This window comes from Kamptonema sp. UHCC 0994, assembly GCF_029167235.1.
In the GTDB taxonomy this organism is placed as follows: Bacteria; Cyanobacteriota; Cyanobacteriia; order Cyanobacteriales; family Microcoleaceae; genus Kamptonema.
The window spans coordinates 18,377-31,194 of record NZ_JARFTR010000080.1 but is presented as its reverse complement, the minus strand read 5'-3'; the positions used below and the strand labels follow the sequence as shown (position 1 = coordinate 31,194).

Genomic DNA, 12,818 nt, shown 5'->3' with positions numbered 1-12,818 from the left:
TTTATTTTGATTCGGAATTGTACCATAATAATTTTTGTAGGGGCGGGTTCGCCCAAATCCATGCTAGAAGCCAAAATATTAAATAACCCGCCCCGAATACTGTTGCACAACTTTGGAGAATTGATATAACAGAGAAGAAGAGGAAAAATAAAATGATTTGTCACTATAGTATAATTATTCAATGGTCAGATGAAGATCGGTGTTTTGTTGTCAGCCTCCCTGAGTGGGGAAAATTTTGTCACACGCACGGAGATACATATCAAGAAGCGCTTAAAAATGCCCAAGAAGTCTTAGAACTTCTGATTGAGTCATCATTAGAAGACGGTAAACCTTTACCAAAACCTAAGATATTTGGAAAATCCCTTCAGGCAGTGGGAGAATGAATTATGAAAGATTATCACATTAATATTTTCTACAGCGAAGAAGATAAAGGTTATATCGCCGATATTCCCGACCTAAAATACTGTTGTGCTTTTGGTTTAACACCAGAAGAAGCACTTCTTGAGGTAATAATTGCTAAATCTGCTTGGCTTGAGGCCGCTATGGCCGAGAGTAAGCCTATTCCTAACCCCAAATATCGACCCGCAATTTACCAAGCTAGTTGAGGAAAAACAATGGAATTTAACTACTCTTACAAAGGCAACTCAGGTGTTAGTGAAAGTGGTGGAAATACCCAGATGTCTTTCTCCCCAGACACCAAACGCCCACCCACTTATTTTATCGGAGAATTGCGTCAAAATGTCGCATTTCGCGAGGCGATTAGTGCCTTACACGATGTCGTAGTCTCCGATATGCGATTCCAGCCCAAAGATAAAACTGCTTATAAAGAATGGCGGGCCAAACAGGAAAAAATTGACTGGCAAATTGTTGCCAATCAGCGTCAAGAATTAGCTGCAAAAATCCAGCCATTGCAGGCAGAATTAAACCAATTTTACCAGCGCCGTTCTGAACGTTTAAAACCTTATTATAGGGCGCGAGAAGCCTTCCGCCAGTATGTTTGGCAAAAAGAATTAGACTTTTATTTTGTCTTTGACCCAGTAATTACCGTCCATCCAGATGAAGTATTCTTTGAATGTTTCAGCGTAGATGAATCAAGCTATGGCCGTTTGGGTGCAAGCTACGAAGTGTTTAAAAACATCAATGAATTTGCTTGCGGCACTACCAATGTTGATTACTCAGCGGCCCTTTATGATGAATTTCAAAAAGTTCGTAGTTACAAAACCACCCTGCTACAAGTTGACCCCTCTGGCTTTGAAGTTCAGACTACTAATGAAGAGGTATTTAAAGAAGTTAAAATTGATTTACCTGACAGTTGGGTAAGAGGTTTTCTACAAGTTAGTTCAGCTATGTCCTTACCCGCGACGCAATTTGATTTGCATCCGATGGATATTCATAATATGTGTTTTATCCTGCGCCGCCATAAAGAGAAAAAAGGGCCACGCAGTCTGCGTTACCATCTGAAACCAGGGGAACCTGTGCGGATAATTTTTGAACCTTGGGGGACAGAAATAGTTTGTCACCGTTCGATTTATCATGGTTTGCAAGCACAAGAAGTTCGGGTTTGGGGCCGTCGCCGCCTGCACATTTTAGAGCGTTTAATTCCTGTAGCTAAAAAGTTTACCGTACATTTATTAGGTACGGGAATGCCGTCCTTTTATGTAGCTGATTTAGGCGATATGTCCTTTACCTTGGGATTATCAGGATGGAGTGCGAATGATTGGTCAAAATCTGGTAACTTTGATTTAATGGCTCCCCGTGCTGATGTTGATAGTTGGACACAACAACTTATTTTTGATGCTTTGCGGGAAAATTGGCGAGAAACTCCTGATAGTTTGGCCCAGCGACTTAAGTTAAGTCGGGCCGCAGTTTTAGGCGCTTTAAGTGCTTACACTCAGGCTGGAAGAGCTATTTACGATCTGAATAAACAGGTTTATCGGGTACGGGAATTAAGCCGAGAACCTTTGCCAATGGAAAGGTTACGTTTTGCTAATGAGCGAGAGGAGAAAGCTACTCGCTTTCTGAGTCAAAATGCAGTCCAGGTAACTGGGTCAAATATTGATGCGGCTGGTGCATTTACTTTACATGGAAATGTCAGGGACAAAGAAAAAAGTTTTGATCCCTGCTTGACAGTTGACGTAGATGAGCGTATAATTCAAGGAGAATGTAATTGCAATTGGCATCAGCAAAATAAGCTGTACAAGGGCCCTTGCGAACACATTTTGGCTCTGCGGATGCAATACAGCCGCCAAAGTCAATAAGTTAATAGTAAGTTAGTGAATTACGCGCCGTAAGTACCCGGTATTCCGTATCCTTACAAATGGTAAACAGCCTTGCAATCCGGGCGGTGGATCGCCGTCCTTGCGCTTAGTTCTAGCACGCATCACTAGCCTGCTCTTGACTGTGCGGGCTTTCAGTGCTACCTGCTATTCCGGTTTAAATTCTGTGAATTGAATGAGGCAGGTAGCACTGAGCCCGCTGGAGTTGAGCAGTCTAGTTCTGAGGTTTTACGAAGGGGCAACCAATTGGCGGCGCGTGATTTTTTTTATAGTAATAAAACGGAAATGATATTAGTTGCGATCTGTCATTGCGAAAAGCCGAAGCCGCGAGCGAAGCGTGGCGGGAAGCGAAGCATAAGCCCTTCGGGCAGGCTACGCCAACGCAAGGTGTTGGGATTGCTTCGCTTCGCTCGCAATGACAAGTGCTTCGCTCGCAATGACAAGTGCTTCGCTCGCAATGACAAGTGCTTCGCTCGCAATGACAAGTGCTTCGCTCGCAATGACAAGTATTTATTCGGACATGATTATGACTTCTAACGACACTGAACAACAAACTCCTACTGATACCTTACCTGCCGATGGTAATACTCGGATACGGCCCTGGGGTAAAGTTACAATCTTAGAAGAAGGCGAACGTTATCGGATTAATCGCATTGAAGTAAAACCAGGTCATCACATGAGTGCTCAGATGCACTATCACCGTAGCGAACACTGGGTAGTTGTCTCCGGTACTGCTAAAGTTATCTGCGACGGAAAAGAGAAATTTTTGATGCAAAAACAATCAACTTATGTACCGATGAACACACCTCACCGCTTGGAAAATCCAGGGGTAATTCCCTTAGTAATGATTGAAGTTCAAAATGGTGAATATCTAGGTGAGGATGACATCATCCGATTTCCAGAAGATCCTGAAGACGAATAAAAAATTAATCTCAAATCATAGCAAGGTGGGCATTGCCCACCTTGTATTTCTAATAACTTATAACTTAGGAACGCAGTTTTCCATCCGGCATTCTGGTATCTTGCATCGCTGCATCTCTAAGATTCACATTCGCGATGTTAGCATCTTTTAAATTAGCGCCTGTCAAATCTGAACTAACCAGATTTGCACCGCTGAGATTAGCACCAGTTAAATCTGCATCCCGTAGGTTAACTCCCATCACTTCCATCCCCAGTAAACTCCCACCCTTGAGACTGACATTAGTTAAATTCGCCATAGACTGGCGAGTATTCCTGAGATTTGCACCCACCAGATTTGCACTTTCCAAATTTGCACCCAGCAAATTTGCATAGCTGAGATTAGCACGATCCAGATTAGCAATCACCATGCCAGCCAGAGTCAGATTAGCACGGCTCAAGTTCGCCCGCTCCAAATTTGCACCGTGCAGTCTAGCTCCAATCAGAGTCGCACTCTGTAAGTTAGCCTTACTCAAATTTGCCTGATTCAGCTTCGCTTCATTAAGATTAACCCCTGTAAGGTTTGCACCGCTGAGGTTTGCACCGCTGAGGTTTGCACCGCTGAGGTCAACTCTTGCAAGTTTTGCTCCCGTCAAGTCGCATCCCGGACAATTTTTGGTTTCAAGTAACTGCTTGAGATGCTCCGCATTTTCCGCTTTCACTGGAGCATTTAAACCGAGTGTCAATAACAATCCTGCTGTTGCCAAAATACCAACTCTCATCTCCCCAACCTCACCAATGTCTCCTTATTTTAAATATGCACTATTTTTTGAGGCTTAGGGGTGATTGTAATCTTTGGGGAGTGTGACAGTAATCACTTATTGATAATTGTTAGTAGTTAATAGTTAGTTGTTTTAATTGGATAGGGAAATACTCCTGCTATCCGCGATCGTCTCACTTGTTTCTATGATTGTAACAGGTTAAGTAAGAATGGTTGGGGGCGGGTTGTCACTTCCCCACCTCTAGTTTAAGTCCTAAAAGTGTTAAAATTGCCGTTGTCCGCCTTACTCAACCAACTTTGAGATTTTACCATGCTGAAGCTTTATCACCAGGCGATTTCTTTCAACTCGCGCCGCGTTTGGATTACACTGCTGGAGAAAGGCATTGAGTTTGAACTGGTAGAGGTAAAATTAGATGGGGATCAGTTTAAACCAGAGTTTTTGGCGATTAATCCCTTCCATCACATTCCAGTTTTGGTAGATGACGGCTTTAATGTAGTTGAATCTTTGGCAATGCTGGATTATGTAGAGGCAAAATATCGCACGCCTGCGATGTTACCAAAAGATGCAAAGGAAGTCGCGATCGTGCGGATGGTGCAAATGGTGACAGTAAATGAGTTGTCTCCTGCTGTGATGGTACTGTCTCCAAAGATGTTAGGTTTGCCAGCAGGAGATGCGGAAAAAATTGAGCTAGCATTGCAGAAAATTTCTACAGTGCTAAAGTTTTTTGAGAGTTTATTAGGCGATCGCTCTTTCTTTGGTAGTGAAAACTTAACTCTAGCCGATGTTGTTGCGGGTACTGTTATACCTTGGCTACCGAGAGGCGGTGTTTCTTTGAGTGACTATCCGAAATTGAATGCTTGGTGCGATCGCTTAATCGCACGTCCGACGTGGAAAGCTACTGAACCGACACCAGCAGCTATAGAATGGATAAAATCTCGCATAGCAGCTCGAATGGCGCAGTAGAATTGAGTTTAAAGGATTATGGCGATCGCATTAACTCAATTTCCTTAGCTTTTTCTGGTAGTTTCGCTTCCCTTTGTCCCCGCGATCGGGCCCAAACGTTGCACAAACCAATGGGAGTATTGAATAATTCTGCCAGATTTGCTTTGCCCGCGATCGCTTTGGGAGATGCGATCGGCAATTCCTTCAACAACCACCGCGCTACTCGATAAATATATTCCCCTACCGTCAATTCTCGCATCAAATCAACACCGTACAGTTGGTGCAAATATCTATTTGACTCACCATAACGCCGCCATTGACTTTGTAATTGCTGGAAGCTAGATCGGTGTCGATGATGAACGATCGCACCTTCGGCAAATTCCAATTTATAGGATGTCTCTCGCAGAATTCGCCAACACAAATCAGCGTCCCCACCAGTGGTAAGATAAGGGCGAAATAATCCTACTTCTATTAATATTTCTCTGCGGATAGCTAAGTTTGCCGTTTGACCGTAGGGACAGAAAGAATGAGCTAAAGTATGTTTCTGGGAAAGAGTATTCTCAATGGCGGCGTGTTGTTCCCAGAGGGTTTTACCCGGAATAGGAAGAATTTCACCAGCAACAATTCCCACATCGCGATCGGCAAATGGTCTAATTAAAGTTTCTAACCATTCTGGTTGTGGCCGACAGTCGGCATCGGTAAAAGCAATTATATCGCCTTTGGAGGCACGAATGCCTGTATTTCTGGCAGCGTAGGAACTTTGAATTTTGTTTTCTGTAAGCAATTTAATTATAATTGTAGAGCAGGTATCATGCCTGCTTTCTTCTTCTACTGCTTGAATAATAGCCAAAGTTCGATCGCTACTTTTATTATCAACCAGTAAATACTCTACTTCCTCGGCTGGATAAGTTTGAGCTTTCAGGCAATTAATTAAATCTGGCAAATCCGTCTCGCCATTATAAATAGGAACTACCACCGAAATCATTAACCAAACCTCCATATTAGTCCGCGTAGGCGGACTTTGTTTGTGTAGGCGCGATTTCAATCGCCAGGACATTTTTGCTTAATCAATAGGAATAGTAATTATAAACTCCGTTCCTTTACCAAATTCTGATTCACAGGTCAAACTCCCCTGATGTTTTTCTACCACAATTTGATAGCTAATAGATAAACCCAAACCCGTCCCTTTCCCTACAGCTTTTGTAGTAAACAAATAATCAAAAACTTTCTCTCTAACCGTTGGCGGCATTCCAACTCCATTATCTCTGATGCGAATTTCAACGCAATTACCTTCATTAATAATGGCTGTGTGAATTGTAATTTGATTAGGATTTACTTTAATATCTGAGAGTGTACGACTTATATTCTGTTCTTCTAAGGCATCAATCGCGTTAGTCAAAATATTCATAAATACCTGATTTAATTGTCCTGCGTAGCACTTAACTAATGGTAAATTTCCATACTCCTTAATTAATTTAATTTCTGGACGATCTGGATTAGCTTTGAGGCGGTGTGCTAGAAGCATCAACGTACTGTCTAATCCCTCATGAATATCAACCTTTTTAACATCAGATTCATCTAATCTCGAAAAAACTCGTAAAGACATCACAATCCCTCGGATACGTTCTGCTCCGACCTTCATGGATAAGAGTATTTTTAGTAAATCTTCTTGAAGAAATTCCAGTTCCATTTCTTCAATTTTATCTTGGATTTGAGGACTTACTTGTGGGAACTCAGTTTGATAAATTGCAATTAAATCTAGTAAATCTTGAACATATATTCTAATATATTCTAAATTGCCATAAATAAAGTTAACAGGATTATTAATTTCGTGGGCAATTCCTGCTACAAGTTGGCCTAAACTGGACATCTTTTCAGTCTGAACTAACTGCGCTTGAGCGTATTTTAAATTGCTCAGAGCTTCTGACAATTCAGCGGTGCGTTCCTCCACGCGGCTTTCTAGATCGCGAGTGAGTTGTTGCAAGGCTGTTTCTGCTCGCAGTCGCTCTCTAATTTCCTGCTGAAGTTGCAGGTTTTGTTTGTCTAGTCCTGCTTCCGCTAACTCCCGACTCTCTTCGCTTAGCACTAACCACCAAGTACCAATACCAGCTAATACTAATAACAAACCATATTGTAATACAAAAACTCCGATTAATGCCTCAGCAGTCGTTGTCGGAATTTCAGGAGAGCGGACAACTCCCAGATAGTAAACCAGACCAAAGATTGCCCCGGTCAAAGAAGATATTAACAGAAAAATTTCTAGAAATTTTGCAAGCCGAAGACCTAACTTAGGGGAAAACTTTTCTTTAAAAATAGATTGCCCAATGGCTATAGTCATAGTTTCTATTGTCGCATTTGAGGTCTTGCATTTATCTCCACAACGAGCATCTAGACTACAGCATAGGGAACAAATTGCCCCGTCATAAACGGGACAAAATGCCATATCTGCTGGCTCATATTTCTGCTCGCAAATGCAGCAAGAGATTAAAGAATCAGGACTTATGGAGAGTTCCCCCGCACCCCTCTTAAAAATGGGGGTTAAGATTCCTCCCTTAAAAAGGCGGGTTAGAGCTGATTGAGATTTAAGACTCTTAGTTCGTAAGTGCTGAGAGTCAAAAACAGAGTCAAACTTCGCTCCTTGGCGATAAATGTTTTCTCTAGCAAGATAATACTTGCTTTTAGTAATTATCGCTATAATAGGAGAGAGAATAAAGGCTACTCCTAAAGCAATAAAAGGTGCATAAGCTTGGGCATAAATGCCAAAAGCTCCGACAAAAGCGATGATTGAAATAATTGAGGCGATGGTCATCGAGCCAAATCCTACAGGATTAAAATTGTAGAGATAAGCTCGTTTAAATTCAATGTATGATGGACTTAAGCCTAGGGGTTTATTAATTACTAAATCGGCGACTAAAGCTCCAATCCAAGCAATCGCGACATTCGAGTATAGTCCCAAAACTGCTTGTAGGGTTTCAAAGACTCCCATCTCCATCAATAATAACGCAATCGCGACATTAAAAACCAGCCAAACAACTCTCCCCGGATGGCTGTGAGTAAGTCGAGAAAAAAAGTTTGACCAAGCTAACGATCCTGCATAGGCATTGGTAACATTAATTTTGATTTGGCAAATAATCACAAACAGTGTTGCAATAGATAAAACCACGCTGGGGTTAGAAAATATATAGGCAAATCCGGCCGAATACATTTGAATTGGCTGTTTAGCACTGGCAATCGCCACGCCATGACTAATTGCCAAAGATGCTAAAAATGCTCCTCCTAACTGTTTTGCTACTCCCAAAACTATCCAGCCTGGGCCAGCTACTATTACTGCTATCCACCATCGAAAACGATTATTTTTTTCCTGATTAGGTAGAAAACGTAGATAGTCAACCTGCTCTCCTAATTGAGCAATTAAAGAAAAAGATACCGTTGCTGCCGAACCAAATAATAAGGGGTCAAATGCCGCTCCGCTAGGTGATTCTCCGGCAAATTTAAACCAATTTGTAAGAGCATTAGGCTCTTTGTAAAGCACAAAAATATAGGGAACAATCATTAATATTAGCCATATGGGTTGAGTCCACAACTGCAACCGGTTAATTAATGTCACTCCGTAAAAAACTAAGGGAATAATAATTAGGGAACAAAGTACATAGCCAATTGGTAAAGATAGGTGAAAATATAGTTCCAATGCCTGAGCCATAATCGCCGCTTCTAAGGCAAAGAAAATAAATGTAAAGGAAGCATAAATCAGCGAGGTGATTGTAGAGCCGATGTAACCAAATCCTGCTCCTCTTGTTAATAAATCTATATCAATATTGTATTTTGAAGCATAGTAGGCAATTGGCAACCCTGCAAGAAAAATAATTGCACCTACAGTAATAATTGCCCAAAACGAGTTAGCAAAACCATAACTAATCATCAGGGAACCGCCAATTGCCTCTAGAGCAAGAAAAGAAATGCCTCCTATAGCAGTGTTGGCAACTAGAAACTCTGACCATTTCCTGAAGGATTTGGGAGCGTAGCGGAGGGAATAATCTTCTAGGGTTTCATTCGCTACCCAAGTGTTGTAGTCTCGCCGCTCTTTAACAATCTTGCGGTTTGGTGCAGCCATAATTAATGATAAGTTTACTCACTTAAAAAATATGAACTCTGCTGTCAATAAGTTTAACGATATGCTGGAAAATGCAGAGGTTTTAGTTATTAGTTAGCACCCTGAATTTAAGCATATATCTATAATGTTATATATTGCAGTATCCTGCAACACAAATCATAGTAAATCCGATCGGAAAACTATACTTTTCCTGGCGATTATAAATCGCTGCTATACAAAAAATTCGGCCTACGCGGACTCAAATCATACTTAGCTTATTGCAGAGCATGGCAACAGATCGTGTAACAAATTTAACTGATTTTATTATACCAATTCTGAAAAGTATTGCTACAATCTTGATGTTGGGTTTCACTTCGTTACAACCAACCTACGGCTATTATTATTGCATAACTTTTCAGAATTGGTATTACCAGTTAACTGTTAACTGTTAACTGTTAGAGGTTTAATGACTGATAACTAAGCTGATGATAACTAGAATCACATTAATTGCGTAAAAGCTCCCAACAACTTGAGTTTCTGACCATCCAGATAGCTCTAAATGATGGTGTAACGGAGCCATTTTTAACAAGCGTTTACCCACACCGTCAGGCCCTTTCGTAGCTTTGTAATACCCAACTTGGGCGATTACTGACATCGTTTCCACAAATAGAATGCCGCTGATAATTAAGAGTAGCCAGAGAGTATTAGTTAATAGCGCAATCGCCGCTAAAGCGCCTCCTAAAGCTAAGGCTCCTGTATCACCCATGAACACGCGGGCAGGGTTGCGGTTCTGAGTAACAAAGCCTAAGCAACTGCCGCTAATACAGGCGCAAAAAATCATTAATTCTGGCGAAATCTCTGCGACAGATGCACCTAAACCTAGGAAAGCGATCGCACCTAAACCGCCCATTAATCCGTCAATACCGTCCGTAATATTTGTAGCATTACTCTCAGCTACTAATACAAATGTAGCTAGCGGCCAAAACAATAAACCCAAAGGTAATGCTAGACCAAAAGGCAAGGAAACAGTTGTGAGAATTGCAGGTTGGCGAAATGCTAGCCACAGACAAAATAAGACAGCGAAACTAATTTGTAATGCCAATTTCATCTGCGGTGAAATACCTTTATTAGACTTGCGGCGTAGGATTTGCCAGTCATCTAGCCAGCCGATGAAAGCATAAGCTAAGGTTACAACTGATACAGCAATAACATCGGAGTTAAATTTAGACCATAAAAGAGCGATCGCTACCCCCGTTGGCACGAAAAATATGCCGCCCATTGTTGGCGTTCCTGCTTTTTGCAAGTGAGCTTGCGGGCCGTCTTCACGAATAATTTGCCCTGCTTTGAGTTGCTGGAGTAAAGGCACTATCCAGTAGCCCAAAATAGCTACAGTGACAGCAGAAATAGCTAAGGGTAGAAAGATCGATCGCTCTATATCTAAAAATCTCCCAGCAGTCCAATCTAAACCGATGGCGGAAGCGCTTAAGCACAGCCCCAGCAACAATAATAGATTTGTTCCTGAAAGATTAAAAGGCTTGCTCAATGATAGTTTTTCGTCCACAAAATCTTCCTCACCGCTCCATAATACATATTCATTGGGAAATCAAAAAATTAGGAATTGGGAATTGGGAAATAGAAGGAAAGGAAAAATTAATTAGTTAAATCTAATCTTCCTTCTTCCTTCTTCCTTCTTCCTTTTTCCTTCGTTCTTACATATCGTCGTCTACTTCAATCGCGTCCTCAACATCATCATCCATATCATCGTAAGGACTATCATCACCGCCCATCAAATCTGTGATTTCTGGTTCTGCATCGAGCACATAATCCGGTTCTTGATTATCCCGCGCCAACAGACGACCTGTTGCTTCCAACCACTCTAAAAGCGAAGATTCTTGCTTTAGTGGAATGACCTCAGCCGGTTCATGGCGAGGTATTTGACGCAGAGAAGGGTTATACATGATTATTTGTCCAAAAAACGCGATAGGGTAGAAGGCATCTAGCTTATGGTGTGGGTCTTAGGAATTGGGATTGTTGAATATCCGCGCATCCGCGTCGTGCGGTCAGTCCCTAGTCTCCCTCAGCCGATTTGCCCCTAGATATTTTAATCTAACACTATCCTATCGGACAATAAATTAAAAAATGACTATTAGTGCGGCTATTTGGTACACAAAGGACGGTTACGACACCAGCGGAACTAGACTTCTCGGCCGCCATTCCGCAGGAGAAGGGTTTCTCAAAAGCTTAGTGCAATACGGAACTGGTGAATCTTTGTACTGTTACACCGAAAATCAAGGAACATTTAGCGAGTTTTGCGAACGCATCCGTCCTTGGCTACAACAACCTCGAAAAGTGCGTTGGATTCCAACCATAGAATCCCAATTGTTAGCTCAACCTGGTATACTTTATCGACCCGATCCAACCCTCTCAGAAATGGCATGGGCACGTCGATTTGCAGACCAAAGAGCTTACAGTATTTGCGGCGTTACTCACACGATAGCAACTAAGTATGTGATGGAAAGAATTGGCGATTTACTAATAGCACCAGTTCAACCTTGGGATGCTTTAATCTGTACTTCTGTAGCTGTTAAGATGGCAGTAGAAGCAGTGTTAGAAAATTGGGCAGAATATTTAGCAAATCGCACTGGTGGCAAACCCCAAAATTTAGTAAAATTACCGATTATCCCCCTCGGAGTTAATTATAGTTCTTTTCCGCAGGGGGTTGAAGCAATCAATGCTCGTAATCAGCAGCGGCAAGCACTTGGAATTGCTGATAATGATATTGTGGTGCTGTTTGTGGGGCGATTAACCTTCTCTGCAAAAGCTCATCCAGTACCGATGTATATGGCTCTAGAAAGAGCTGCCAAAAAGGCAAATACTAAAATTCATTTAATCCAGGCTGGTTGGATTGAAGATCCCAGAGAAGAGCCAGAATTTAAAAGTAGTGCTCAGGCTTTTTGTCCCTCTGTAAATCATATTTTTGTGGACGGACGCAAACCGGAAATTAGAGTAAATATCTGGTCGGCGGCTGATATTTTTATCTCGCTTTCTGACAATATTCAAGAAAGTTTTGGGCTAACGCCAATTGAAGCAATGGCAAATGGATTGCCAGCGGTTGTTTCAGATTGGAATGGATACAAAGAATCTGTCAGGCATGAAATAGATGGTTTCAGGATTCCCACACTGAGTCCCGCAGCAAATTCTTGCTTAGATTTGACGGTAAATTATCTCGACAGTAGCTTAAATTGGCCAACTTATATGGGGCATACTTCGATGGCGACAGCAGTTAATATTGATGCCTGTACGGAGGCATTGAGCAAATTAATTGCTAGTAGTGAATTAAGGCGTAGAATGGGAGAAAATGGGCGGCAACGGGTGAAGGAGATTTATGATTGGAAAGTGGTAATTGCTGCTTATGAACAGTTGTGGAAGGAATTAGCTGAAATAAGGGCTACTATGCCGGAATCTGTGCCTTTAAAACCAGAGATATCACCTTATCCGCTTTGCGACGATCCATTTAAGGCATTCAGCCACTATCCGACTAAAACGCTAAGCAATGAAATGGTAATTAGTTGGGGGAAAATGGCGACACCGGAACGTTTGAAAGAAATTCATAATATGTGGATAACTAGCTTTGGTTCAGAAAGGAGAATACCTATTAGTATTCAGATAGATATTGTGGATGCAATCAAGCAAGAGGGTGGTATGAGTGTGGGAGAAATTCTCAGACGCTATGCTAAAAATGAGAAAGAATTAGCCTATCTTCGTCGGACTTTGCTTTATCTGATGAAATTTGATATCTTAGTTACTAACAACTAACAACTAACAAAAATT

The 12,818-nt window shown here is 41.7% G+C and carries 11 protein-coding genes; 6 read left to right on the top strand and 5 right to left on the bottom strand.

Annotated elements, in window-relative coordinates; translation table 11 throughout:
* Nucleotides 1-152: 152 nt before the first annotated feature.
* The 4 genes from PY364_RS08160 (at nucleotide 153) to PY364_RS08145 (ending at nucleotide 3,198) form a co-directional block, all read left to right on the top strand.
* Complete coding sequence (locus PY364_RS08160; RefSeq protein ID WP_275521741.1) at nucleotides 153-383, top strand: type II toxin-antitoxin system HicB family antitoxin; 231 nt, start codon at nucleotides 153-155, stop codon at nucleotides 381-383.
* A 3-nt stretch (nucleotides 384-386) separates the two neighbouring features.
* Nucleotides 387-605: a type II toxin-antitoxin system HicB family antitoxin gene (locus PY364_RS08155; protein ID WP_275521740.1), complete on the top strand. Its 219-nt coding sequence runs from the start codon at nucleotides 387-389 to the stop codon at nucleotides 603-605.
* A 9-nt stretch (nucleotides 606-614) separates the two neighbouring features.
* Nucleotides 615-2,258 carry an SWIM zinc finger family protein gene (locus tag PY364_RS08150; protein ID WP_275521739.1) on the top strand — a complete coding sequence of 548 codons (1,644 nt, stop codon included), beginning with the start codon at nucleotides 615-617 and terminating at the stop codon, nucleotides 2,256-2,258.
* A 544-nt stretch (nucleotides 2,259-2,802) separates the two neighbouring features.
* The gene (locus PY364_RS08145) at nucleotides 2,803-3,198 is read left to right on the top strand and encodes a phosphomannose isomerase type II C-terminal cupin domain (protein ID WP_275521753.1); all 396 of its coding nucleotides are present in this window, start codon (nucleotides 2,803-2,805) and stop codon (nucleotides 3,196-3,198) included.
* A 64-nt stretch (nucleotides 3,199-3,262) separates the two neighbouring features.
* Here the strand turns inward: PY364_RS08145 and PY364_RS08140 are convergent, their stop codons facing one another.
* A complete protein-coding gene (locus tag PY364_RS08140; RefSeq protein ID WP_275521738.1) occupies nucleotides 3,263-3,955 on the bottom strand; it encodes a pentapeptide repeat-containing protein in 693 nt (230 codons plus the stop codon).
* 309 nt (nucleotides 3,956-4,264) lie between these two features.
* On the opposite strand from PY364_RS08140, the gene PY364_RS08135 reads away from it, so the two are divergent.
* Entirely contained in the window at nucleotides 4,265-4,918 is a 654-nt protein-coding gene (locus PY364_RS08135; protein WP_275521737.1) for a glutathione S-transferase family protein, read from the top strand.
* A 16-nt stretch (nucleotides 4,919-4,934) separates the two neighbouring features.
* On the opposite strand, the gene PY364_RS08130 is transcribed toward PY364_RS08135, so the two are convergent.
* From PY364_RS08130 to PY364_RS08115, 4 genes are all read right to left on the bottom strand, one after another.
* Nucleotides 4,935-5,882, bottom strand: coding sequence for a glycosyltransferase (locus tag PY364_RS08130; protein ID WP_275521736.1), 948 nt, complete (start codon nucleotides 5,880-5,882; stop codon nucleotides 4,935-4,937).
* Nucleotides 5,883-5,960: 78 nt separating this feature from the next.
* Nucleotides 5,961-9,008, bottom strand: coding sequence for an ATP-binding protein (locus PY364_RS08125; RefSeq protein ID WP_275521735.1), 3,048 nt, complete (start codon nucleotides 9,006-9,008; stop codon nucleotides 5,961-5,963).
* A gap of 442 nt (nucleotides 9,009-9,450) precedes the next feature.
* Nucleotides 9,451-10,548 (bottom strand): phospho-N-acetylmuramoyl-pentapeptide-transferase, encoded by a 1,098-nt coding sequence (gene mraY / locus PY364_RS08120; protein WP_275521734.1) that lies wholly within the window; start codon nucleotides 10,546-10,548, stop codon nucleotides 9,451-9,453.
* A gap of 148 nt (nucleotides 10,549-10,696) precedes the next feature.
* Nucleotides 10,697-10,945: a DUF3134 domain-containing protein gene (locus PY364_RS08115; protein ID WP_275521733.1), complete on the bottom strand. Its 249-nt coding sequence runs from the start codon at nucleotides 10,943-10,945 to the stop codon at nucleotides 10,697-10,699.
* Nucleotides 10,946-11,126: 181 nt separating this feature from the next.
* On the opposite strand from PY364_RS08115, the gene PY364_RS08110 reads away from it, so the two are divergent.
* A complete protein-coding gene (locus tag PY364_RS08110; RefSeq protein WP_275521732.1) occupies nucleotides 11,127-12,803 on the top strand; it encodes a glycosyltransferase family 4 protein in 1,677 nt (558 codons plus the stop codon).
* Nucleotides 12,804-12,818: the final 15 nt, after the last annotated feature.